Origin of the sequence: Acinetobacter sp. TR3, from assembly GCF_027105055.1 — a bacterium.
Taxonomy (GTDB): Bacteria; Pseudomonadota; Gammaproteobacteria; order Pseudomonadales; family Moraxellaceae; genus Acinetobacter.
On sequence record NZ_CP114264.1, the window covers coordinates 1 to 26,058 of the forward strand.

Annotated in this window: 16 protein-coding genes, 2 tRNA genes, 3 rRNA genes and 2 pseudogenes; 19 read left to right on the plus strand and 4 right to left on the minus strand. The window is 41.0% G+C overall.

The annotated features are described in order from the left end of the window. The 4 genes from dnaA to gyrB all read left to right on the plus strand — a co-directional run bounded on the left by dnaA (position 1) and on the right by gyrB (position 6,270). Positions 1-1,404 carry a chromosomal replication initiator protein DnaA gene (gene dnaA, locus O1449_RS00005; RefSeq protein WP_005219063.1) on the plus strand — a complete coding sequence of 468 codons (1,404 nt, stop codon included), beginning with the start codon at positions 1-3 and terminating at the stop codon, positions 1,402-1,404. Positions 1,405-1,494: 90 nt separating this feature from the next. Beyond that, entirely contained in the window at positions 1,495-2,643 is a 1,149-nt protein-coding gene (gene dnaN / locus O1449_RS00010; protein WP_269229234.1) for a DNA polymerase III subunit beta, read from the plus strand. 27 nt (positions 2,644-2,670) lie between these two features. Next, positions 2,671-3,753 (plus strand): DNA replication/repair protein RecF, encoded by a 1,083-nt coding sequence (gene recF / locus O1449_RS00015; protein ID WP_269229235.1) that lies wholly within the window; start codon positions 2,671-2,673, stop codon positions 3,751-3,753. A gap of 48 nt (positions 3,754-3,801) precedes the next feature. Then, positions 3,802-6,270: a DNA topoisomerase (ATP-hydrolyzing) subunit B gene (gene gyrB, locus O1449_RS00020; protein ID WP_269238795.1), complete on the plus strand. Its 2,469-nt coding sequence runs from the start codon at positions 3,802-3,804 to the stop codon at positions 6,268-6,270. A 113-nt stretch (positions 6,271-6,383) separates the two neighbouring features. On the opposite strand, the gene O1449_RS00025 is transcribed toward gyrB, so the two are convergent. Together O1449_RS00025 and O1449_RS00030 are read right to left on the minus strand one after the other, a co-directional pair. Continuing rightward, positions 6,384-6,941 carry a VTT domain-containing protein gene (locus O1449_RS00025; protein WP_269229237.1) on the minus strand — a complete coding sequence of 186 codons (558 nt, stop codon included), beginning with the start codon at positions 6,939-6,941 and terminating at the stop codon, positions 6,384-6,386. Positions 6,942-7,251: 310 nt separating this feature from the next. Further along, positions 7,252-9,180 (minus strand): ATP-binding cassette domain-containing protein, encoded by a 1,929-nt coding sequence (locus tag O1449_RS00030; protein WP_269238796.1) that lies wholly within the window; start codon positions 9,178-9,180, stop codon positions 7,252-7,254. 212 nt (positions 9,181-9,392) lie between these two features. On the opposite strand from O1449_RS00030, the gene O1449_RS00035 reads away from it, so the two are divergent. From O1449_RS00035 to O1449_RS00045, 3 genes and pseudogenes are all read left to right on the plus strand, one after another. Further along, the gene (locus tag O1449_RS00035) at positions 9,393-10,400 is read left to right on the plus strand and encodes a putative solute-binding protein (RefSeq protein ID WP_269238797.1); all 1,008 of its coding nucleotides are present in this window, start codon (positions 9,393-9,395) and stop codon (positions 10,398-10,400) included. Positions 10,401-10,451: 51 nt separating this feature from the next. Continuing rightward, entirely contained in the window at positions 10,452-11,465 is a 1,014-nt protein-coding gene (locus tag O1449_RS00040) for a putative solute-binding protein (RefSeq protein WP_269229240.1), read from the plus strand. 209 nt (positions 11,466-11,674) lie between these two features. Next, positions 11,675-11,950: pseudogene (locus tag O1449_RS00045) on the plus strand (putative solute-binding protein); the annotation flags it as partial. Positions 11,951-11,978: 28 nt separating this feature from the next. Here O1449_RS00045 and O1449_RS00050 read toward each other — a convergent pair. Beyond that, on the minus strand, positions 11,979-12,680 hold the full coding sequence (locus O1449_RS00050) for an IS1-like element ISPa14 family transposase (protein ID WP_001223318.1): 702 nt from the start codon (positions 12,678-12,680) through the stop codon (positions 11,979-11,981). Between the two features lie 60 nt (positions 12,681-12,740). On the opposite strand from O1449_RS00050, the pseudogene O1449_RS00055 reads away from it, so the two are divergent. From O1449_RS00055 to erpA, 4 genes and pseudogenes are all read left to right on the plus strand, one after another. Continuing rightward, positions 12,741-13,472 (plus strand): annotated as a pseudogene (locus tag O1449_RS00055) (putative solute-binding protein); the annotation flags it as partial. A gap of 215 nt (positions 13,473-13,687) precedes the next feature. Then, positions 13,688-14,695, plus strand: a complete 1,008-nt coding sequence (locus tag O1449_RS00060) for a putative solute-binding protein (RefSeq protein WP_269229242.1) — start codon at positions 13,688-13,690, stop codon at positions 14,693-14,695. 283 nt (positions 14,696-14,978) lie between these two features. After that, a complete protein-coding gene (locus O1449_RS00065; protein WP_269229243.1) occupies positions 14,979-15,983 on the plus strand; it encodes a putative solute-binding protein in 1,005 nt (334 codons plus the stop codon). A 122-nt stretch (positions 15,984-16,105) separates the two neighbouring features. Then, complete coding sequence (gene erpA / locus O1449_RS00070; RefSeq protein WP_005158950.1) at positions 16,106-16,441, plus strand: iron-sulfur cluster insertion protein ErpA; 336 nt, start codon at positions 16,106-16,108, stop codon at positions 16,439-16,441. Between the two features lie 50 nt (positions 16,442-16,491). Here the strand turns inward: erpA and O1449_RS00075 are convergent, their stop codons facing one another. Then, positions 16,492-17,619, minus strand: coding sequence for an anhydro-N-acetylmuramic acid kinase (locus tag O1449_RS00075; protein WP_005219074.1), 1,128 nt, complete (start codon positions 17,617-17,619; stop codon positions 16,492-16,494). 61 nt (positions 17,620-17,680) lie between these two features. On the opposite strand from O1449_RS00075, the gene tyrS reads away from it, so the two are divergent. From tyrS to O1449_RS00115, 8 genes are all read left to right on the plus strand, one after another. Beyond that, complete coding sequence (gene tyrS, locus O1449_RS00080; protein WP_152630146.1) at positions 17,681-18,913, plus strand: tyrosine--tRNA ligase; 1,233 nt, start codon at positions 17,681-17,683, stop codon at positions 18,911-18,913. A 498-nt stretch (positions 18,914-19,411) separates the two neighbouring features. Next, positions 19,412-20,949 (plus strand): 16S ribosomal RNA (locus O1449_RS00085). A 59-nt stretch (positions 20,950-21,008) separates the two neighbouring features. Next, a tRNA-Ile gene (locus O1449_RS00090) sits at positions 21,009-21,085 on the plus strand. Between the two features lie 36 nt (positions 21,086-21,121). After that, positions 21,122-21,197 (plus strand) — tRNA-Ala (locus O1449_RS00095). Positions 21,198-21,564: 367 nt separating this feature from the next. Beyond that, a 23S ribosomal RNA gene (locus O1449_RS00100) occupies positions 21,565-24,455 on the plus strand. Between the two features lie 174 nt (positions 24,456-24,629). Further along, positions 24,630-24,744 (plus strand): 5S ribosomal RNA (gene rrf, locus O1449_RS00105). Together the 16S, 23S and 5S rRNA genes with 2 tRNA genes alongside form the textbook arrangement of a ribosomal RNA operon. Positions 24,745-24,888: 144 nt before the next feature. Next, entirely contained in the window at positions 24,889-25,224 is a 336-nt protein-coding gene (locus O1449_RS00110) for a hypothetical protein (protein ID WP_269238799.1), read from the plus strand. Positions 25,225-25,331: 107 nt separating this feature from the next. Continuing rightward, positions 25,332-26,057: an AAA family ATPase gene (locus O1449_RS00115; protein WP_159885648.1), complete on the plus strand. Its 726-nt coding sequence runs from the start codon at positions 25,332-25,334 to the stop codon at positions 26,055-26,057. The last annotated feature ends 1 nt before the right edge of the window (position 26,058 follow it).

Genomic DNA, 26,058 nt, shown 5'->3' on the forward strand with positions numbered 1-26,058 from the left:
ATGCTCTGGACAGACTGCTTAACTCGCTTGCGACAAGAGCTCTCTGACAACGTCTTTGCGATGTGGATTCGTCCTTTGGTTGCTGAAGAAGTTGACGGTGTGATGCGTTTATATGCACCTAATCCATATTGGACACGTTATATTCAAGACAACCATTTAGAATTAATTTCAATTCTTGCTGAGCAATTATCGGAAGGTCGAGTACGTCAGGTTGAAATCTTGGTTGATTCGCGTCCAGGTACTATTTTGTCTTCTCATGAGCAACCTGCAACCACGACTGCGGCTTTAAGTAACACCTCAACCACTCCAATTGTTCCTATTAAAGCTAAGAAAGAAACTGATTTGGTGCAACCAAGTCAAAATGTCACGAAAATACCAAAGAAAAGACAACTCAACCCATTATTTACATTCTCTTTATTTGTTGAAGGCCGTTCTAACCAAATGGCTGCTGAGACTTGCCGTAAGGTATTAACCCAATTAGGCGCATCTCAGCACAATCCTTTATTTTTATATGGTCCAACAGGTTTGGGTAAAACACACTTGATGCAAGCCGTAGGGAACGCACTTTTACAAGCCAAACCGAATGCACGTGTCATGTATATGACCTCGGAAAGTTTTGTACAAGACTTTGTCAGTTCATTGCAGAAAGGTAAGGTTGAAGAGTTTAAGAAAAATTGTCGTTCTTTAGATTTATTGTTGGTTGATGATATTCATTTGCTTGCTGGTAAAGAAGCAAGTCTTGTTGAATTCTTTTATACATTCAACGCCTTATTAGACGAATCTAAACAAATTATTTTAACTTCAGACCGTTATCCAAAAGAACTCACGGAACTGGATCCGCGTTTGGTTTCCCGATTCTCTTGGGGATTATCTGTTGGTGTTGAGCCACCAGATATTGAAACCCGTATCGAAATTTTGCTAAAAAAAGCTGAAAATAGTGGGGTAGATTTGCCACGAAATTGTGCTTTATTCATTGCACAACAAGTGGTCGCAAACGTTCGTGAACTTGAAGGTGCCCTCAATAAGGTGGTGGCCATCTCACGTTTTAAAGGCACTGCGATTGATTTGGATGTGGTGCGCGAGTCATTAAAAGATGTTTTAGCGATTCGTGCACGCACCATTAGTGTGGAAAATATTCAGCGTGTCGTCAGTGAATATTTCCGCATCCCATTAAAAGAATTAATCGGACCTAAGCGTACCCGTATTTATGCACGTCCGCGCCAATTAGCGATGGGGCTAGCTCGAGAGCTGACAGGGGATAGTTTTCCTGAGATTGGAATGGCATTTGGTGGTCGTGATCATAGTACCGTGATGCATGCCTGTGAAAAAGTGGTCAGCTTGCGAGAACAAGATCCAATTTTTAATGAAGATTATAAAAACTTACTTCGTCTGTTACAAAGTTAATCTATTTTTCAGAGTTGCAAACTACTTTTAAGTGCAGCATAGTACACTGCTAACATTCATATCAGCTTCTGTTGTAAGAGGAATAAAATCGTGCGTTTGAAAATCGCTAAAGAAAGTTTAGTCAATGTTTTATCACATGTGGTGGGGGCTGTTGAACGTCGCCATACCTTGAATATTCTTTCAAATGTCAAAATTCAAACCACTCAACAGGCCTTAACGATTACGGGTTCTGATTTAGAAGTTGAATTAGTCGCAAGCACAACTTTATCTGAAGGTGCTTGTTTAGAGGTAGGTGAAACAACAGTTCCTGCACGTAAACTCGTTGAAATCTGTAAATCCCTTCCGACAGCAGCCTTGATTGATTTGCAAATAACAGAAGACCAACGCTGTATTTTAAAATCAGGCAATAGCCGTTTCGTATTGGGTACCCTTCCAGCAGAAGATTATCCATTACTCACGACTGACAATAGTCAAGGTACTCAGGTTCAAGTCACTCAGCGTGAATTAAAACGTTTATTTGAAAAAACAGCCTTTGCGATGGCAGTTCAAGATGTACGTTTTTACTTAACCGGTACTTTGTTGGAAATTGATCAAAATCAATTGCGTACAGTAACAACAGATGGTCATCGTTTAGCTTTGTGTGAAGTTGCTGCTTCATCAACTGCATCTGCACCGATTCAAGCGATCGTACCTCGTAAAGCGGTTGGCGAGTTACAACGTTTACTGAGTATTGAAGATGAACAGTTGACCCTGTTGATTGGACGTGAATTGTTGAATGTCACCATCAATACGCCAAGCCGTGATAAAGAGCAGGGCGATATTACCGTGCGTTTCACCACGAAGTTAATCGATGGAAAGTTCCCTGATTATCGCCGTGTGATTCCTAAAAATGGTGATAAGCATGTCTCTATCGCTCATGATGTCTTTAAGCAATCTTTACAACGTGTTGCCATTTTAAGTAATGAAAAACTTCGTGGTGTTTTCTTGAATTTTAATCAAGATTCATTGCAGTTGCGTGCCAATAACCCAGAACAAGATGAGGCGGTCGAAGATATTGCAATTCAATATCAAGATGCACCTTTAGAAATGTCATTTAATGCGCAATATATCCTTGAAGTACTTGGTGTGCTGGATGGTGATGACGTGAAAATGAGCATGAGCGAAGCCAATCAGTCGGTGCTTGTTCAAGATCCAGCGCATCCTGATCAAACCTATGTCGTGATGCCAATGCGAGTTTAATGAAGATTGATGTTTGAGTTCTAAAGCATGCAAATCACGCGTTTAAATATCGAACGTGTACGTAATTTAAAGACGGTTGCACTCCATGAGTTGCAACCGTTTAATATTTTTTACGGCGCAAATGGTTCTGGAAAAACTTCAGTTCTAGAGGCTATTCATTTACTAGCAACAGGGCGTTCATTTCGCACCCATATTCCAAAACATTACATTCAATATGAAGCAGGGGATGCGATTGTTTTTGCGCAATCTGTCACTGAACGTATTGGTATGCAGAAGTTGGCTTCGGGCGAACAGGTGATTAAGGTCAATGGCGATACCATTGCGACTCAAGGTCAACTGGCAAAATTATTACCTTTACAGCATATCGATCCACAAAGTACCGATATTATTGATCATGGCGCAAAGCCAAGACGACAATTATTAGACTGGTTAATGTTCCACGTGGAACCTGAATTCTATTTTGCATGGCAGTATTATTCTCGCGCACTTAAACAACGGAATAGTTTACTCAAAACACGGCGTAATCTGACTTTGGCTGATTTAGAGCCTTGGAATAAAATGCTCAGTGATTATGGTGAAATGTTGCATTCACAGCGGGTCAGTATCGTTGAGCAATGGAACCAATTTTTCCATGAAGATTTAAAAATCCTGCTACCTAATCTTGAGATAGAACTGGAATACAATCCTGGTTTTCATACTGAGCAAGGTCTATTGCAAGACTTGGTTCAGCAGCATCAAAAAGATCTGGATCGGCGTTATACTGAGTATGGTCCGCATCGTGCTGATTTACGTTTAAAAACACCTTTTGGCAATGCTGATGATGTACTCTCTCGTGGGCAAAAAAAGTTGTTAATCATGGCATTAAAACTGTCACAAATTGCAATGCTACATGCGAGTAATAAGGAAACTGTGGTATTATTAGATGATCTGACAGCAGAGTTAGATGAGACCGCACAACAACGGTTAATTGAGCGATTGAGTCAGTTAGGAAGTCAAGTTTTTATGACCACCTTAGACCATGCGTCGGTATTAAAACACTTACAGGATTTGTCGATTTCTTTTCAATTATTCCACGTTGTTCACGGTCAAGTCAGTCTTGCTGCACTATAATTTTATTTCCTCATTTTTGGATAGATTAATATTTACTAGGGAGTAACCATGAGTTCAGAGTCTCAATCAGTCTCTCAAACAGAACAATCAAATGAAAAAGCTTATGATTCCTCTAGTATCAAAGTTTTACGTGGATTAGACGCGGTTCGTAAACGTCCTGGTATGTATATCGGTGACACTGATGATGGTACAGGTTTACACCATATGGTGTTTGAGGTGGTGGATAATGCCATCGATGAAGCATTAGCTGGTCATTGTGATGAAATTTTAGTCACGATTCATGAAGATGAATCTGTCAGTGTGTCGGATAATGGTCGTGGTATTCCAACGGATATTCACCCAGAAGAGGGGATATCTGCGGCAGAAGTGATTTTGACCATTCTGCATGCGGGTGGTAAGTTTGATGATAATAGCTATAAAGTGTCAGGCGGTTTACACGGTGTAGGTGTTTCAGTTGTAAATGCTTTATCAAAAAAATTACAACTTACGATTTATCGCGCTGGACAAATTCACGAGCAAGAATATCAGCATGGTGATTCACAATATCCATTACGTGTGATTGGTGAAACAGATAAATCGGGTACAACAGTTCGTTTTTGGCCAAGTGAGCTAACGTTTAGCCAAACTATTTTTAGTGTCGATATTTTGGCACGTCGTTTAAGAGAGCTATCTTTCTTGAATGCAGGTGTTCGAATCGTTTTGCGTGATGAGCGTGTCAATCTTGAGCATGTTTATGACTATGAAGGCGGTTTATCTGAATTTGTTAAATATATTAACGAAGGCAAACACCATTTAAACGATATTTTCCATTTTACCGTTGATGCTGATAATGGCATCGGGGTAGAAGTCGCGTTACAGTGGAACGATAGTTACCAAGAAAATGTACGTTGCTTTACCAATAATATTCCGCAAAAAGATGGTGGTACACACCTTGCAGGTTTCCGTGCTGCATTGACTCGTGGCTTAAACAGCTACATGGAAAATGAAAGTTTATTGAAAAAAGAAAAAGTTGCTGTGACTGGTGATGATGCACGTGAAGGTTTAACTGCAATTATTTCAGTGAAAGTACCTGATCCTAAATTCTCTTCACAAACCAAAGAAAAATTGGTTTCGAGCGAAGTAAAACCTGCGGTAGAGCAGGCCATGAACAAAGAGTTTTCTGCTTATTTACTAGAAAATCCGCAAGCAGCGAAATCGATTGCAGGTAAGATCATTGATGCGGCGCGTGCGCGTGATGCAGCGCGTAAAGCACGAGAAATGACCCGTCGTAAGAGTGCATTAGATATTGCTGGTTTACCGGGTAAATTGGCAGACTGTCAGGAAAAAGATCCAGCATTGTCTGAATTGTATCTAGTCGAGGGTGACTCTGCGGGCGGAAGTGCGAAGCAAGGTCGTAACCGTAAGATGCAAGCGATTTTGCCGCTGAAAGGTAAAATTCTAAATGTCGAACGTGCACGTTTTGACAAGATGATTTCCAGTCAGGAAGTAGGTACTTTGATTACCGCTTTGGGTTGTGGGATTGGACGTGAAGAATACAATCCAGACAAATTACGTTATCACAAAATCATTATCATGACCGATGCGGACGTGGATGGTTCACATATTCGGACCTTGTTATTGACCTTCTTCTTCCGTCAAATGCCAGAATTGGTTGAGCGTGGATATATTTATATTGCACAGCCACCATTGTATAAGTTGAAGAAAGGTAAGCAAGAACAGTACATCAAAGATAATGATGCACTTGAAACTTATCTGATTTCCAATGCGATTGATGAACTTGCATTACATGTCAGCGCTGAAGCACCAGCGATTAATGGTGCGGCATTAGCGAGCGTTATTGCTGACTACCAAGTGTCGCAAAAGAGCTTACAACGCCTCACTCAACGTTATCCTGCAAGTTTGTTGGATGGTTTACTTGAGATTGATGCATTTAAAACAGATCACAATCATGAACGTGACTATGTTGAATCATGGGCTGAGCAATTACGTATTGCAATTGAAAAGTTGCAACCAAGCTTACGCCCTGAGATTACATTAGAAGCGTTTGAACGTGAAAATGCACAAGGTGAGAAATCAGCACATTATTGGCCACGTGTCACTGTCTATGTACATAACTTACCGCATTCGTATTTACTCGATGCTGGTCTGTTAAATTCTGCTGAATATGCGCGTTTATTGAAGAATTCGAAGAGCTGGTTTAAGTTACTTGAAGAAGGAGCTTATCTGCAAAAAGGCGAGCGTCGTATTCAGGTAAGTAATTTCCATCAAGTATGGCAACATATTTTGCAAGACTCGCGCCGTGGCATGATGATCCAACGCTATAAAGGTTTGGGTGAGATGAATGCTGAGCAGCTTTGGGAAACGACGATGGATCCTGAAAATCGAAATATGTTGCAAGTGACCATTGATGATGCAATTGAAGCAGATCGTATGTTCTCTTGTTTGATGGGTGATGATGTAGAACCACGTCGTGCCTTCATCGAAGAAAATGCACTGAATGCGGATATTGATGCTTAATTAAATTGATGGGAGATTTAGTTTGTATTATTTCTCTCGTATATAAGAAAAAGGCGATGCTTGATGCATCGCCTTTTTCTTATATGAATGTTTCACGTGGAACATTCCGTTGATTAGGTTTCAACTAAATCACTGACTTGAATGAGTGCATGCCCAAATAAATAACCAGCAGTCACAAGCACACTAATCCATAATAGCGCGCCTAAGATATTATAAATTACGAAATGGGTATAATTCATAGCACTAGAGCCAGCGGCTAAAGGTGCAAAAGAACGTGCAAATGGGATAAAACGAGCCAATAGAATAGTTTTCCCACCATGTTTTAAGAAAAATGTATTAGTTTTCTTTAAATATTCTTGTTTGATAAATCGAGATTCCATCTTAAAAATACGATCACCAAAATGACGACCAATGTGATAATTCACCATGTAGCCTAAAGCCGCAGCTATAAAAAGTAAGCTAATCATATAACCGAGATGCATAAACTCAATGACTGAACATAAAGCACCTACGGTGAGTAAAAGACTATCGCCTGGTAAAAAGAACATAAACACAAAGGCGGTTTCTGAAAAAATAATCAAAAAAAGGATCGCATAAATCCATAAGCCATATTCTTGAATTAAAATGGGAAGAATATGTTCAAAGTTAAAAATAAAATCTAAAGAATTCATTCAGTTTGTATGATCCAAAATAGAGTACTCACCAAATTGAAGTACAAAAATATAAAATGAACTTAGTTCTCAATGCGCATTTAAAAGTAATAACTTTAAAATGATAGAGTTGAGTATATCTAGCCTGAACCTAAAGCTCAATTTTATGAGAAAATTCCAATTTAGACCTTATCTGAAATGATTGGCGGAATCATGACATTTTTAGCAGGATTCTTAGTATTTTTTAGTATCTTAGAAAACTGTAAGGTGGTCTTTTCCTCTGTGATGAGATAATGCCTAATTCATCATTGAGATAGAATTAGGCATTTTTTTAGACTTCAAAAGAACTTTCTAACTCTTCAAGCTCCATCATCAACTCTAACAGTTGTTCTTCGTAATGTTCCAGCTTAGATTTTAGCTCAGTTTGTTCATTCATCAGCTTAATCAAATCATCTTTTCGATTGGCTTCGTATAAAGCACTGTCTGCCAAAGCATGTTCAATAGTGGCTAAGCGAGGCTGAACTTTCTCAATTTGCGCTTCAACTTTCTCAATATTTTTTCGAATAGGACGAGTTATTTCACGACGACGAGCCGCTTCTTTACGTTGCGCTTCTTTGTCTACTTTTGTTGCTGAGGTTTGAGGACTTGCTGTTTGCTGCTGTTGTGTATTTTGTGCATTGATTTGTTGTTGGCGTGCTTCACGTAACCATTTCGCATAGTCTTGTAAATCACCCTCAAACTCCGTGCATTGACCTGCATGAACCAAAAGTAAGTCATCACATACACTGGCAATTAATTGGCGTTCGTGTGAAACCAATACCACAGCACCATCGAAATCTTGTAGAGCCATACTTAAAGCATGGCGCATATCTAAGTCTAAATGGTTGGTGGGTTCATCTAGAATTAAAACATTTGGGCGCTGCCATACGATGAGGGCTAAAGCTAAGCGGGCACGTTCACCGCCTGAGAAACTTTCACACGGCGTATCCATACGTTCGCCACTAAAACCAAAACCACCTAAAAATGACCGTAAAGTAGCTTCACTGATTTTTCGATCAGCTATGCGAGCCAATTGCAGCATTGGACTGGCATTGGCATCTAAAGCATCCATCTGGTGCTGAGCAAAATATCCAATATTGAGTAATTCTGAGGCTTTACGTTCGCCAGCAAGTAATGGCAAATCACCCACTAAAGTTTTGATCAGCGTTGATTTACCCGCGCCGTTCATCCCTAGTAAACCAATACGAGAACTTGGAGTAATTTGCAGACGAATTTTTTCAGCAATCATTTTGTCACCATAACCAATCGTAGCTGCATCTAGACTAAGGAGTGGTGAACTCATTTTCGTGGGTTCGCGGAAACTAAAGGTAAATGGCGTATCGACATGGGCAGGTGCAAGTTGCTGCATGCGTTCAAGCTGTTTGATACGGCTTTGCGCTTGGCGTGCTTTGGTGGCTTGGGCTTTAAAGCGGTCAATATATTTTTGAATATGTGCGCGTGTTTCGAGTTGCTTTTCATAAGCTTGTTGTTGTTGTGCCAAACGTTCTGCACGAGTGGTTTCAAAGGTCGAGTAGTTCCCTGTATATAAGGTTAACTCTTGATTTTCGATATGCAGAATATGGTCGGTAATTGCATCTAAAAAGTCACGATCATGCGAAATGAGGACTAACGTTCCTTCATAAGCTTTAAGCCAATCTTCTAACCATAAAATCGCATCTAAATCCAAATGGTTAGTCGGTTCATCCAGTAACAGGAGATCTGAACGGCTCATCAAGGTACGTGCTAAGTTTAAACGCATCCGCCAACCACCAGAGAAGCTTGCGACATTTAAACGGATTTGATGGTCAAGAAATCCTAAACCTGCCATTAATTGGGCTGCTTTAGCCGGTGCTGCATAACCATGAATTTCATCAAATCGACCATGTAATTTGGCTAAATCATCATTACTTAGCTGGTCTGGATGAGCTAATTTTTCTTGAATATCCCAATATTCTTCGTCACCAGACAAAACAAAATCAATTGCTGGCATTTCTAAGGCTTTAATTTCCTGAGCCATGTGCGCCACAGTCCATACCGCAGGACGGGTTAGATTACCTTCGTCAGCAACCACGCCACCTAAGAAAGCGGAAAAGAGTGTTGATTTACCTGCACCATTCACGCCAGTAAGACCAATTTTCCAGCCAGGGTGAAGCTGCATCGATGCTTTTTGAAATAGGACTCGCCCACCACGGCGTAAAGAAACTTGGTCAAATTGAATCATGAGTCTGCAAGGTCGCAAAGAGATAGCTGCATTTTAAGGTGATCGCCCATGAATGCAAATTTTTATATTACAGATCAAACTGATCGAATTAAATCATTCAATCAATAAAAAAATAGAGCAAAAGCTCTACTTTTGTCATGCAAATCAGATTATTATTTAGTTTATATGAAAAAATAAGTAACAAGACTAGAAAGATAGAAACAGGATTATGAATGAAGAATGGAATTCTTGCATTAGGGGCGATGCTACTTTTGGGTTTAAACACTCAGGTAAATGCCTCAACCACAATTTGTGTTTTCGATTTATTGGGTAAGTCTGGTGAAGCATACAAAGCCATGGAGGAATGGGCACTGGCTGCAAAAACATGGCGCGCTGACATTCATTTAATTAGCTATCAAAGTGAAGCACAAGCTGAGAATGATTTTGAACAAGGCAAATGCGATGGCGTATACATGACGTCTATGCGTGCGCGTAGTTATAACAAATTTGCAGGTTCTGTCGATGCGATTGGTGCTGTACCGAGTTATGCGATTGCACAAAAAGCCATTAGTTTTGCGTTAGATAAGCGTAATCAACGTCGTCTGACCAGTAGTATAGGTAATCAGGTCTACGAAGTTGTCGGTATATCACAAATTGGTCTGGCTTATATTTTCGTTAAAGATAAAAAAATGGATACCATTGAGCAAATCAAGGGTAAAAAATTTGCTGTTCTCGCCTATGACGAAGCACAGAAAATCGTTGTGAAAAGCCTTGGTGGGCAAGCGGTCCTTTCAGACATTTCCGATATCGCTAAAAAATTTAACAATGGCCAAGCCGATATTATGGCCGCACCAGCTTATGCCTATAAACCATTAGAACTCTTTAAAGGTTTGGGAAATGATGGGGCAATTATTACTTTTCCAGCTGTCAACATGACCATGGATTTGATTATCCGTCCTGAAAAATTCTCAAGCAACTTTGGTCAAAATTCGAGAAATTGGTTCTTGAATCGTTTGAATAATAATTTTGCATTAATCCAAAGAATCGAGGCTGAACTACCAGCGAAATATAAAATTAATCTGAGCAATGAAGACAAAATGCGTTATCAGCAAATTTTGCGTGAAGCTCGAATTGGTTTAATTAAAAAGGGGATTTACGACGCCAGTATGATGAACGTTTTAAAGCGTGCCCGTTGTACTGTAGAACGTACCAATTTTGAATGTACCCTCGGTGGAGAATAATTTTTTAGTTTTTTGTGTGTTTGATAATTTGATTTTTTGCAGGGAAACGAAATGAAAAAGGGGTTGTTTGTTTTGGCTGGCTTAGCACTTATGGGTATGAGTGCAACTGGTCAAGTTCAGGCTAAACAAAATGTATGTGTATTTGATTTACTTGGTAAAGCAGGTGAAACATTTAAAATTACTGAAGAATGGGCAATTGCAGCTAAAGGATGGCAAGCAGATATTCGTTTGCTCTCTTATCAAGATGAAGCAAAAGCGCAAAATGATTTTGAGGCGGGTAAATGTGATGCTGTTTATATGACCTCGATGCGTGCTCGTAAGTACAATCGTTTTGCAGGGTCGATTGATGCAATTGGTGGGGTTACAAATAATCATGTCGCGCAAAAAGCGATTAGTTTTGCTTTGGACAAGAGAAATAAGCGTCGTTTATTGGCAAATGTCGATAATCAGAATTATGAAGTTGCGGGTATTTTACAATTTGGTTTGGCATATGTATTTGTACACGACCGCAATTTAAATACGATCGAAAAGGCAAAGGGTAAAAAGTTTGCCTACTTGCAATACGATATTGCACAAAAAGAGATTGTTGATAGTTTGGAAATGGTTTCCGTGCCTTCTGAAATCTCAGATTTTGTTAAAAAATTTAATAGCTATCAGGTAGATGTGATTGCTTCGCCAGCTTATGCATATAAACCCTTAGAAATTGAGCGAGGAATTTCAAAAGGTGGTGCAATGTTTTCGTTTCCTGTAGTCAACATTACGGGTGATTTGATTATTCGTCCAGAGAAATTCCCAGCGAATTTTGCTGCACAATCAAGAGAGTGGTATGTTGATCAATTACCAAGAAGTTTTGCATTAGTGAAACGTCTCGAAAATGGGATTCCAAATAAATATAAGTTGAATCTTCCGAAGGAAGACGAAGTGCGTTACCAGAAAATTTTACGAGAAGGCCGTATTCGTTTAACCAAACAAGGAGTCTACGATCCAATTATGATGAGTGTATTAAAACGTGCTCGTTGTACAGTAGAAAGAACAAGTTTTGAGTGTTCTTTAGGAGGCGAATAATTCGCTTTTGTAATCTAAGTTAAATAGAGTGATTATTTTTGATAAATGATCACTCCATAAAACATTTGTGAAAATGTGATTTGGGTTGTAAAAAAACATAAAAAACCGGCTTATGTCGATAAATACACTAGGTTTTTAGGCAGAATTTGACTATATTTGTCTCAATTTGGCGTAAAAATATGCAAAAACAGCAAATAAGGGAAAACAAGATGAAAAAAGGAATTTGGGCATTGAGTGCTGCGACTCTATTTGTTATGACCACTCCTGTACAGGCAAAACAAGAAATTTGTGTATTTGATCTATTGGGAAAAGCTGGCGAATCTTACAAACTTGTTGAAGAGTGGAAGCTTGCCTCAAAAACATGGCAAGCTGATGTTGAGCTGATCCCTTATCAAGATGAAGAAAAAGCAGAGAAAGATTTTGATGCGGGTAAATGTGACGGGGTTTATATGACTTCGATGCGTGCTCGTAAATATAATAAATTTGGGTGGTGTTTCAAAAAGTATGCTGACATTAAATGAAGCCATTATTGATGTAAAAAAAGGTTAAGTCGAAAGCTTTAAAATGGTTTTCAATCTTTTTTGAAAAATTACAACTCCTTCTAAAACCGCGCCTAATTCGATGCCTTATTTTGCAATTATTACCTTCAATACCTACAGTAAAAAATTTACCAATACTTTGCTTGCAGTTTTTAAAAGCAGTTATGAAACTGTCCCAATGATCACTTGCAATTCGGGTGTAGTGAATACCTAATTGTTTAAGCTTTGTCTTCAATCGTTGAACTGTAGCTAAGTCTCTTTTACCCCAAACATAAGCAACAATCTCACCTGTTTCTCGATGGTAGGCGTAAATAAGCCATTGTTTATTATTTTTATTTCCCACAAAAGTCCAAAACTCATCAACTTCAAGAGACTCATAATGACTTTGTTTAGGCTGAATTTGGTAGGTCGATTCGGTTAAAGTACGTAAAACTTTACCGATACTGATTCGCTCAACTTCAGCGATATCTCGTATACCACTACCTCTGACCATCAACTGTAATATTTTTCGAGTAATGCCTGAATTACATCCTAGATAGCTCAGAGCATGGTCACCAATAAACTGACGTTTACAGTCTTTGCACTGATAGTTTTGTTTCCCATCTACTTTGATGCCATTTTTCTTTATACTGTCACTGAGGCAGGTTGGACATTTGATTTCTAGAGTTATTCGCATTTCTCTATTTTATCAAAATTCAACCTGCTTTGTTTCAGCATACTTTTTGAAACACCACCTAAATTTGCAGGATCGGTTGATGCTGTAGGCGCGGTGACTAGCAATGCGATTGCACAGAAAGCAATTACTTATGTGCTTGATAAGCGTAACCAACACCGTTTAACTGCAACAACCAATGGTGAAAAATACGAAGTTGTTGGTATTATTCAAGTTGGCTTAGCCTATATTTTCGTACGTGATAAAAATATAGATACGATTGAAAAGGCCAAAGGCAAAAAATTTGCGTATTTACATTATGATCAAGCGCAAAAAACGATTGTTGAAAGCATAAATCTTGTTGCTGTGCCCTCTGATATTTCAGATTTTGTGAAGAAGTTTAACAGTGGTCAGGTTGATGTAATTGCTGCACCAGCATATGCATATAAACCTTTAGAGATTAATAAAGGTTTAGCAAATGGTGCATTATTTAATTTTCCAGTTGTGAACATCACGGGAGATTTAATTATTCGCCCTGAGCAATTCCCGAGTGGTTTTGGTACCCAATCTCGACAATGGTTCGTGAACAAATTGCCAAGTAACTTCGCAATGGTACAGCGCTTAGAAGCGGGTATGAATGCGAAAAGAATTACATTGTCTAGTGAAGATAAAATTCGCTATCAAAAAATGTTGCGTGATGGGCGAATGAATTTGACCAGACAAGGGGTCTACGATGCCAGCATGATGAACGTCCTCAAACGAGCACGTTGTACGGTTGAACGCACTAACTTTGAATGTTCTTTGAGTGCCGAATAGTTATAGTTTTGTTCCTGAATTTATAAATTGATTAACAAAAGTCATCACTTATCACAAATATGTTTATGAAAATAAGTGAATGAGATAAAACAGGACAAAAAGTAAACATTATTGACATAAAAATAGAGCACAAGCTCTATTTTTTTTTGAAAAACATGATTAATATTTGCTTCGAACAAGGAGACAAACATAAAGTTTGTGGAAGGATGAAAAATATGAAAAAAATTGCGTTAGCTATTGCAGCAACTTCAATCTTAGGTGTATCTGCTTCTACTCAAGCAGCAATTGATGTGTGTGTATTCGACTTATTAGGAAAGTCAGGTGAATCATACAAAATGATGCAGGACTGGGCACTTGCAGCAAAAGGCTGGGGCGCTGATGTAAACCTTCTTGCGATTACAGATGAACAAGTCGCTGATAATAACTTTAAAGCGGGTAAATGTGCTGCTGTAGCAATGACAGCGATGCGTGCTCGTCCATATAACAAGTTTGCGGGTTCTATTGACTCTTTAGGCGGTGCGCCAAGTAATGAGATCGCTCAACGTGCGATTACTTATGTTCTAGATGAACGTAATGCTGCAAAAATGGTAACTAACCTTGGTGGTAATAAATACGAAGTTGCTGGTATTGCTCCATTAGGCGCTGCTTACATTTTCGTGCGTGATAAGAGTATTAACTCAATCGAAAAAGCAGCGGGTAAAAAATTCGCAGTATTGGGTTATGACGATGCGCAAAAAATTATGGTACAACGCGTAGGAGCACAAGCGGTACTTTCTGATATTTCTAACTTTGCTGCTAAATTTAACAATGGCCAAGTAGATATGGTAGGCGCTCCTGCTTATGCATATAAGCCATTAGAGTTGAGCAAAGGCTTAGGCGCTAATGGTGCAATGTTTAACTTCCCTGTATTACAAGTGACTGCGGATCTTGTGTTACGCCCAGAAAAATTCCCAGCTGGTTTTGGCCAAAAATCTCGTGATTATTTTGTGAAGCAACTTCCAAAAGCTTTCGCAATGATCAAGCGTTATGAAGCTGAAATCCCAGCAAAATACAAAATGAACTTAACTGCTGAAGACAAGTTAAAATATCAAAAATTAATGCGTGATGGTCGTTTAGAAATGACTAAACGTGGTATTTATGATGCTGGTATGATGTCAGTATTGAAGAAAGCACGTTGTTCAGTAGACAAAGCTAACTTTGAATGTGCATTACCAGGTGAATAATCATCAAATGCTATAAAAGTAACTTAAGGCCTAGATTTTTCTAGGCTTTTTGTTTTTAAGTGCTTGTCATTTAAGTCATTGTCTTTATGTGAAAATATCGCAATCATACCCATATAAAAACAAATGAAATCGATAAGATTTAAAAATATGTTTTAATCAGGAAGATTAAAAACGACTGTATTTAAACATATATTCATTTGAAGACCCTATCAGGATAGAACGTTGCTCTTCATATACGTAAATGTTTCGCAACAAAACAATATAGATGCAAAGGAAAAATAATATGCAATGGTTTAAAACACTCCTACTCGTAACGGGTATAGCAGCAGTATCTGCTGGAGCTCAAGCAAAACAAACAATGTGTGTATTTGACATCGTAGGCAAAAGCGGTGATGTGTATGCATTAATGAAAGATTATCAGCTTGCAGCTAAAACTTGGGGTGCAGATATTGAACTCAAAGTGGCAACGAATGAAGCTGTAATTGCTGAAGATTTTAAAGCAGGGAAATGTGATGGCGTCAGTATCACAGGCATGCGAGGCCGCCAATTCAATCCATTTACAGGCTCATTAGATGCAATTGGTGCTATCACCGACCTTAAGCTTGCTGTAAAAGTGATGCAAGGTTTAGCGAGTCCAACTTTTGCCAAAGCGATGGTCAATGGTAAATATGAAGTGGCTGGTGTGATTCCGATTGGTGATGCATATTTATTAGTAAACGACCGTAATATCAATACTGTTGCAAAAGCTGCAGGTAAAAAAATTGCGGTTTTAGACTATGATGAAGCACAAAAAATTATGGCTTCACAAGTGGGTGCTCAAGCTGTAAGTTCAGATATTACTAATTTTGGTGCTAAATTTAATAATGGTCAGGTTGATATTATTGGTGCACCTGCTGCCGCGTTTAAACCATTAGAACTTTACAAAGGTTTAGGTACTAAAGGGGCAATTGTCAATTATCCAATTTTACAGGTAACAGGTAACTTAATTATTCATCCTGATAAATTCCCAGAAGGTTTTGGTCAAAAATCAAGAGAATGGGTGAAGGCACAATTGCCACGTGCTTTTGGTATCTTGGGTAAAATGAAAGCGGATATTCCACAAAAATACTGGATGGAAGTACCTCCTGCTGATAAACCTGGCTATCAAAAATTAATGCGTGAGGCACGTATTAACCTTACAGCAAAAGGAATTTACGATAAGCGTATGATGAAGTTGTTATGGCAATTCCGTTGCCGCGAAGATGCCAAAAATTTTGAATGTGCTTTGCAGGAAGAGAATTATAAATAATCTGTTAAAAAGTCCTTAATCGCACTTTAAACTTCAAATACAGACCCGATATTGAGTATGCTATACTGAATATCGGGTCTTTTATTTATGAAAGACGTATTGAAGTCTGAGGAATATCTACCATGAATGCCCAAGCTCTTGAATTGTCAGATAATGCTGCCAACAAAGTTCGCCAATTACGCGAAAGTGAAGGGAATAACGACTTGATGTTACGTGTTTATGTAACGGGTGGTGGATGCTCAGGCTTTTCTTATGGTTTTAATTTCGCTGAAAGTGTTAATGAAGATGATGCTGAATTTACCAATGGCGACGTTAAAATGTTAGTTGATTCACTTAGCTATCAATACTTAGTTGGTTCAGTGGTTGATTATCTTGAAGGACTGGAAGGTTCTCGCTTTGTAGTGCAAAACCCGAATGCAACGACAACTTGCGGTTGTGGATCATCTTTCTCGATTTAATAGATTCTAAAGATAAAAAAGCTTCTCAATTTGAGAAGCTTTTTTATTGTTTACACCATCGTAATCGTACCTAAAATACGATCACCCGATGCACCTGTTACAGCGGGTAAATTACCGCTAAGTTGTTCAACGAAACGCATGGCTAACCATGCAAACGCCGTCGCTTCGACCCATGTCGGTGCCAAACCAAGGGCATCCGTGGTTTGTACTGACCAATTGTGTTTGCGTAAGCGCCAACGTAATTGTTCCAATAAATAAGAATTATAAGCACCGCCACCACAAACGTAGAGTTCGCCTGTTTCCATGCTAGAACGATAGACTGCTTTTTGAATTGCTCTTACGGTAAGTTTCAGTAAGGTCGCTTGAATATTTTCAGGCGTATCTTCTAGTTCGTCATAGGTTAGATCATTGCGCCAATCGATCAGTTGATCATCTAACCAATCAATATTAAAGTCTTCGCGACCTGTACTTTTTGGAGGTTCTTTCGAAAAGTATTCGTGTGAGTGCAGTCGATCTAATAGGGAACGTATTGGATGGCCATAAGCAGCCCAGTCGCCATTTTCATCGTATGGATGCCCTGTATGACGATGACACCATGCATCCATTAACATATTTGCAGGGCCTGTATCAAAGCCATAAACACCGTCAAGGTCATTTGCAGGCAACATACTGACATTTGCAATACCGCCTAAATTCAAAATGACACGATGGATACTGTCATGCTGAAACAATGCTTGATGGAAAGCTGGTACTAAAGGAGCACCTTGCCCTCCTGCGGCCATATCACGACGCCGAAAATCAGAAACGACAGGGAGTTGAGTAATTTCAGTGATGATATTTGGATCACCAATTTGTAAGGTAAAGCCATGCTCAGGGCGATGACGAATGGTTTGCCCATGAGAACCAATCGCCTTGATTTGATTACGATCTAAATTGTTCTTTTCAATCAGCGTATTAATGCCATGTCCAATCATTTGCGCCAAAGCGACATCGGCTTTACCCATACGATCAATTTCATTGTCGTCAGGAAGCGTTAAGGCCATTAATTCATCACGTAATTCAGGCTCAAAAGGCACAGTCAGCGTGGCATGCAGCGTTAAAGGGTCAAATGAACTTGCAACAATATCAACACCATCCATGCTCGTGCCTGTCATTACACCAATATAGATCGCGCTCATATACAACTTATCCTGCAAGATGCTGAAAAAATGTTAGTATATCGCACAAATTGAATAACTGATGTGTTTAGGTTTTGTGATGTCAAATTTCTTGCCAGCCGAAGAACAGCTTGCTCTCATTCAACGAGGCACGCACGAGATTATCTCTGATGAAGATTTATTGAAAAAACTGAAAGAGAATCGTCCACTCCGTGTAAAAGCAGGCTTTGACCCAACGGCTCCTGATTTACACTTAGGACATACGGTTCTAATCAATAAATTAAAAACCTTCCAAGATTTGGGACATGAAGTCACTTTCTTGATTGGTGATTATACCGCCATGATCGGTGATCCAACAGGCAAAAGCGCAACACGTCCGCCGTTGTCGCAAGAGCAAGTACTTGCCAATGCCAAGACTTATCAAGAACAAGTTTTTAAAATTTTAGATCCAAATAAAACCAAAGTTCGTTTTAACTCAGAATGGTTTAGCCAAAAAACTGCGGCTGATTTAATTCAATTGGCAAGTCAGCAAACCGTATCACGTATGTTAGAGCGTGATGACTTTACTAAGCGCTATAATAACCATCAACCGATTGCGATTCATGAGTTTCTCTATCCATTGGTACAAGGTTATGACTCGATTGCGCTTGAAGCAGATGTTGAGTTAGGTGGAACAGACCAAACCTTTAACTTGCTCATGGGACGTACTTTACAAGGTCGTTATGGTCAAGAATCACAAGTCTGCATCACTGTACCAATCCTTGAAGGTTTAGATGGCGTCAATAAGATGTCTAAATCTTTAGGCAACTATATTGGTGTATTTGACACCCCAGGTGCAATGTATCAAAAAATCCTGTCTATGCCAGATAGCTTGATTGAACGTTACTTTGATCTACTGAGCTTTAAGTCACTTGATGAAATCAAAGTCTTGCTAGATGAAATGGCTGCGGGTCGTAACCCACAAGAAATCAAACGTATTTTAGCACTTGAGCTAGTTGAACGTTTCCATGATGCTGAAGCTGCTGAAAATGCACATAAGAGCGCGGGTAACCGTGTCACAGAGGGCGAAGTACCTGAAGATACACCAGAAGTGACGATTTCTCGTGGTGAGTTTGGTGGTGAGTTATTTATTGCAACCATTCTTCGAGTGGCAGGCTTAAATCCGAATGCAGCTGCTGCAAAAGATGCCGTGGGTCGTGGTGCGGTTAAAGTTGACTGGAATGTGGTTGATATGAGCTTCTCTGTAAAAGAGAATGTCACTTTAATCATCCAATCGGGTAAAAAAGCGATTGCACGTGTGACTTTCACTGATTAAATCACAATGAAAAAAATAAAAAGCAGGCCATGAGTCTGCTTTTTATACGTAAATAGCTGATAAAAACAACGAAAACACTAATTTTGTAGAAAAAAGAAACATGCAAAAGAAAATAATAAGAAAGGGGGTTGTATTGGGTAAGGAATACTGTAGAATGCACATCCATCGGCGGTGATGCAGATAAAAACTTGTTGAGAAACAAGGATTTGGCTAGAAAGGTTAGATTCTTGGGTTGATTGGTAGGTTTAAAAAATATCGAAATTACCTGTTGACTTTAGTTTAGATTAGAGTAACATAGCCGACCTAGCTTGATGATGACGAATCATCGAGAAGATCATTAAGAGAATAGAAGAACAACTTGTGTGGATTTTTACTGGTTGATCGATCGAAAATATTTCATTGATTGAATGGTAGAAATTTCTCGAAGTTTATTTGAGCGAATTTTTAGTCAGAAAATTGATGAGCCAAGATTTGTAGCCATAAGCTACTAATGATTTTAAACTGAAGAGTTTGATCATGGCTCAGATTGAACGCTGGCGGCAGGCTTAACACATGCAAGTCGAGCGGAGATGAGGTGCTTGCACCTTATCTTAGCGGCGGACGGGTGAGTAATGCTTAGGAATCTGCCATTTAGTGGGGGACAACATTCCGAAAGGAATGCTAATACCGCATACGTCCTACGGGAGAAAGCAGGGGATCTTCGGACCTTGCGCTAAATGATGAGCCTAAGTCGGATTAGCTAGTTGGTGGGGTAAAGGCCTACCAAGGCGACGATCTGTAGCGGGTCTGAGAGGATGATCCGCCACACTGGGACTGAGACACGGCCCAGACTCCTACGGGAGGCAGCAGTGGGGAATATTGGACAATGGGCGGAAGCCTGATCCAGCCATGCCGCGTGTGTGAAGAAGGCCTTTTGGTTGTAAAGCACTTTAAGCGAGGAGGAGGCTACTAGTATTAATACTACTGGATAGTGGACGTTACTCGCAGAATAAGCACCGGCTAACTCTGTGCCAGCAGCCGCGGTAATACAGAGGGTGCGAGCGTTAATCGGATTTACTGGGCGTAAAGCGTGCGTAGGCGGCTGATTAAGTCGGATGTGAAATCCCTGAGCTTAACTTAGGAATTGCATTCGATACTGGTCAGCTAGAGTATGGGAGAGGATGGTAGAATTCCAGGTGTAGCGGTGAAATGCGTAGAGATCTGGAGGAATACCGATGGCGAAGGCAGCCATCTGGCCTAATACTGACGCTGAGGTACGAAAGCATGGGGAGCAAACAGGATTAGATACCCTGGTAGTCCATGCCGTAAACGATGTCTACTAGCCGTTGGGGCCTTTGAGGCTTTAGTGGCGCAGCTAACGCGATAAGTAGACCGCCTGGGGAGTACGGTCGCAAGACTAAAACTCAAATGAATTGACGGGGGCCCGCACAAGCGGTGGAGCATGTGGTTTAATTCGATGCAACGCGAAGAACCTTACCTGGCCTTGACATACTAGAAACTTTCCAGAGATGGATTGGTGCCTTAGGGAATCTAGATACAGGTGCTGCATGGCTGTCGTCAGCTCGTGTCGTGAGATGTTGGGTTAAGTCCCGCAACGAGCGCAACCCTTTTCCTTATTTGCCAGCGAGTAATGTCGGGAACTTTAAGGATACTGCCAGTGACAAACTGGAGGAAGGCGGGGACGACGTCAAGTCATCATGGCCCTTACGGCCAGGGCTACACACGTGCTACAATGGTCGGTACAAAGGGTTGCTACCTAGCGATAGGATGCTAATCTCAAAAAGCCGATCGTAGTCCGGATTGGAGTCTGCAACTCGACTCCATGAAGTCGGAATCGCTAGTAATCGCGGATCAGAATGCCGCGGTGAATACGTTCCCGGGCCTTGTACACACCGCCCGTCACACCATGGGAGTTTGTTGCACCAGAAGTAGGTAGTCTAACCGCAAGGAGGACGCTTACCACGGTGTGGCCGATGACTGGGGTGAAGTCGTAACAAGGTAGCCGTAGGGGAACCTGCGGCTGGATCACCTCCTTAACGAAAGATTGACGATCGGTAAGAATCCACAACAAGTTGTTCTTCGAAGATGTATCTGAGGGTCTGTAGCTCAGTTGGTTAGAGCACACGCTTGATAAGCGTGGGGTCACAAGTTCAAGTCTTGTCAGACCCACCAAATCTGAAAGATATATCGTTCATTAAGTGATAAGCTGGGGACTTAGCTTAGTTGGTAGAGCGCCTGCTTTGCACGCAGGAGGTCAGGAGTTCGACTCTCCTAGTCTCCACCATGTACTTTACAGAGTACAAGCTAAGAAGATTATAGAGTTTAGTGAATACAGTCTAATTTGACTGGTTTATTAATCTCTGTGATTTATCACAGTTTACTGCAAGCTGACGAGGCTGTAGTTAATCATTAACAGATTAGAATTTGAGTCTGAAATAAATTGTTCAAACTCGATTAAATAGGAAGATAACAAGTAATTGTTAAATTAATATTTAATCTGAGAACTAGCAAAAACACTGAATCAAGCGTTTTGGTATATGAATTTAGATTGAAGCTGTATGGTGATTAAGTTCACAGACAACGAATAGTAGCAATTAAGTTTGCAACGCTAACACTGACTTGTATGTGTTAACGACTGTTTGGGGTTGTATAGTCAAGTAATTAAGTGCATGTGGTGGATGCCTTGGCAGTCAGAGGCGATGAAAGACGTAATAGCCTGCGATAAGCTCCGGGGAGGCGGCAAATATCCTTTGATCCGGAGATTTCTGAATGGGGGAACCCACCCGCTATAAGGCGGGTATCATAAGCTGAATACATAGGCTTATGAAGCGAACGAGGGGAAGTGAAACATCTCAGTACCCTTAGGAAAAGAAATCAATTGAGATTCCCTTAGTAGCGGCGAGCGAACGGGGAGCAGCCCATTAAGTTGTGTGTGTTCTAGTGGAACGCTCTGGGAAGTGCGAACGTAGAGGGTGATATTCCCGTACACGAAAGGGCACACACAATGATGACGAGTAGGGCGAGGCACGTGAAACCTTGTCTGAATATGGGGGGACCATCCTCCAAGGCTAAATACTCCTGACTGACCGATAGTGAACCAGTACCGTGAGGGAAAGGCGAAAAGAACCCCTGTGAGGGGAGTGAAATAGATCCTGAAACCGCATGCATACAAGCAGTGGGAGCCGACTTGTTCGGTGACTGCGTACCTTTTGTATAATGGGTCAGCGACTTATATTCAGTAGCGAGGTTAACCGTATAGGGGAGCCGTAGAGAAATCGAGTCTTAATAGGGCGTTTAGTTGCTGGGTATAGACCCGAAACCAGGCGATCTATCCATGAGCAGGTTGAAGGTTGGGTAACACTAACTGGAGGACCGAACCCACTGTCGTTGAAAAGCCAGGGGATGACTTGTGGATAGGGGTGAAAGGCTAATCAAGCCTGGTGATAGCTGGTTCTCCCCGAAAGCTATTTAGGTAGCGCCTCGGACGAATACCATTGGGGGTAGAGCACTGTTTCGGCTAGGGGGTCATCCCGACTTACCAAACCGATGCAAACTCCGAATACCAATGAGTACTATCCGGGAGACAGACTGCGGGTGCTAACGTCCGTAGTCAAGAGGAAAACAATCCAGACCGCCAGCTAAGGCCCCAAAATCATAGTTAAGTGGGAAACGATGTGGGAAGGCATAGACAGCTAGGAGGTTGGCTTAGAAGCAGCCACCCTTTAAAGAAAGCGTAATAGCTCACTAGTCGAGTCGGCCTGCGCGGAAGATGTAACGGGGCTAAAACTATGTGCCGAAGCTGCGGATTTGACAATAGTCAAGTGGTAGGGGAGCGTTCTGTAAGCCGATGAAGGTGTATTGAGAAGTATGCTGGAGGTATCAGAAGTGCGAATGCTGACGTGAGTAACGACAAAACGGGTGAAAAACCCGTTCGCTGAAAGACCAAGGGTTCCAGTCCAACGTTAATCGGGGCTGGGTGAGTCGACCCCTAAGGCGAGGCCGAGAGGCGTAGTCGATGGGAAATTGGTTAATATTCCAATACTTCTGTGTAATGCGATGAGAGGACGGAGAAGGTTAAGTCAGCCTGGCGTTGGTTGTCCAGGTGGAAGGTTGTAGGCATGTATCTTAGGCAAATCCGGGGTACTCTATGCTGAGAACTGATAGCAAGCTGTACTTGTACAGTGAAGTGGCTGATACCATGCTTCCAGGAAAAGTCTCTAAGCTTCAGTTACACAGGAATCGTACCCGAAACCGACACAGGTGGTCAGGTCGAGTAGACCAAAGCGCTTGAGAGAACTCTGCTGAAGGAACTAGGCAAAATGGTACCGTAACTTCGGGAGAAGGTACGCTGCTGACGGTGATGGGACTTGCTCCCTGAGCTATTGGCAGCCACAGAAACCAGGCCGCTGCAACTGTTTATTAAAAACATAGCACTCTGCAAACACGAAAGTGGACGTATAGGGTGTGATGCCTGCCCGGTGCTGGAAGGTTAATTGATGGGGTTAGCGTAAGCGAAGCTCTTGATCGAAGCCCCAGTAAACGGCGGCCGTAACTATAACGGTCCTAAGGTAGCGAAATTCCTTGTCGGGTAAGTTCCGACCTGCACGAATGGCATAATGATGGCGGCGCTGTCTCCAGCAGAGGCTCAGTGAAATCGAAATCGCTGTGAAGATGCAGTGTACCCGCGGCTAGACGGAAAGACCCCGTGAACCTTTACTGCAGCTTGACATTGAACTTTGACCTTACTTGTGTAGGATAGGTGGGAGGCTTTGAAGTTGGAACGCTAGTTCCAATGGAGCCGTCCTTGAAATACCACCCTGGTAATGTTGAGGTTCTAACTCTGCCCCGTAATCCGGGGCGAGGACCATGTCTGGTGGGTAGTTTGACTGGGGCGGTCTCCTCCTAAAGAGTAACGGAGGAGTACGAAGGTGCGCTCAGCGTGGTCGGAAATCACGCGTAGAGTATAAAGGCAAAAGCGCGCTTAACTGCGAGACCCACAAGTCGAGCAGGTACGAAAGTAGGTCTTAGTGATCCGGTGGTTCTGTATGGAAGGGCCATCGCTCAACGGATAAAAGGTACTCTGGGGATAACAGGCTGATACCGCCCAAGAGTTCATATCGACGGCGGTGTTTGGCACCTCGATGTCGGCTCATCTCATCCTGGGGCTGAAGCAGGTCCCAAGGGTATGGCTGTTCGCCATTTAAAGAGGTACGCGAGCTGGGTTTAGAACGTCGTGAGACAGTTCGGTCCCTATCTACCGTGGGCGCTGGAAATTTGAGAGGATCTGCTCCTAGTACGAGAGGACCAGAGTGGACGAACCTCTGGTGTACCGGTTGTGACGCCAGTCGCATCGCCGGGTAGCTATGTTCGGAAGGGATAACCGCTGAAAGCATCTAAGCGGGAAGCCTACCTCAAGATAAGATTTCCCTAGGAATTTATTCCTCTAAAGAGCCGTTCGAGACTAGGACGTTGATAGGTTGGGTGTGGAAGCACGGTGACGTGTGAAGCTGACCAATACTAATTGCTCGTGAGGCTTGACTATACAACACCCAAACAGTTGTTGTATTCAAGATAAATTCAATACATAACTTGATTTAGTGTGAAAACTAGTTAAAATGCTGAACACAAAGTTAGACTCAATATCTAATCCGTTAATAACTCATTTGGAAAAAGCCTTGGCATAGATAAGACCAAAGCAAGTATCCATAAACAGTTTGCTGGCGACAATAGCAAGAGTGAACCACCTGATCCCTTCCCGAACTCAGAAGTGAAACCTCTTAGCGCTGATGGTAGTGTGGCGTTTGCCATGTGAGAGTAAGTCATCGCCAGCTTTTAAATTATAAACACCCCTAACCTAACGGTTAGGGGTGTTTTTTTATTGGCAGTGGAAAAAGAAAAATATAAGCCAATATTTAACGAGTTGTGCTATTTTTATCCTGATTAGATGCTAAATAAGAAATGCTATTAGGACTGATATGATTCTCTATGAACTTTTATCTGCTATTGGAATTGTCTATTTAGGTTTTTTAGTATGGACGTGGTTAGAAAAACCTAAGAAAAAATATAAAGCACCTAGAGTTATTCGCGAATGGATATTGGATGATCCTGAAGGGGAGCTGTATTTAGCTTCTATTACATCAGACCAAAAGGTCTGGTCTGCTTGTGGACGTTATGCGCATTCTTCTGGTTCAACGAGTACGACTTGGTCTTGCTTTTTAGCAGGGGATTTAAATGAAGTTGTGCGAACAACGATGGGGCAGAAAGTATTGGATGAAATGATTGAATGCCTAAAGCAGCAAAATTTAGGATAGTTCTGTTAGATTTACAATACGACAGCTCAAGACGTTCATAAATGAATGAAGGTATTTTTCAAACTTAAAATCTAGCATGCTATAACAAATCGTTTTGCCAATATTTTATGCAAGAAAGACCCTATATTCGAGCTGTGAAGTTTAAATCTCCTGAGTCCTTAGATTGGGCCAGTTATCCTTATGTCGTTCCTGCTGTTAATGATCTAGAAAGTATCGAGTTCCATCCAGAAGTCACTTTCTTTGTCGGGGAGAATGGTTCAGGGAAATCGACCATTCTTGAAGCTTTAGCACTTGCTTTGGGTTTTTCAGAAGAAGGTGGAACGCGGAATGTACAATTAAATACAGCGACAACAGCTTCTGATTTGCATCAGGCGATTCGAACGATAAAAAGCTATAAGAAGCCCCAAGATTATTACTTTTTACGTGCTGAGAGCTTCTATAACGTTGCAACCTATATGAAGCAAGTAAACTATTTGGTGGAGTATGGGGGAGATATACATTTGCGCTCGCATGGAGAGGCTTTCTTAAAATTATTAACAATGAAATTAAAAGGGAAAGGTTTATATCTTTTAGATGAGCCAGAAGCCGCCTTGTCTCCAACAATGTTGATGACAACCTTATCTGTTTTGGATCGTTTATGTCGGGAGCAATCTCAATTTATTATTGCCACCCATTCTCCTATTTTATTGGCTTATCCAAATGCCAAAATTTATCAATTTTCGGATTCAGGGATTAAAGAAATATCTTATGAAGAAACAGAGCATTTTCGGGTAACAAAGGATTTTTTAAATAATTATCAAAAGAGAATTCAGCAGTTGCTAGAGAAAGAATAGA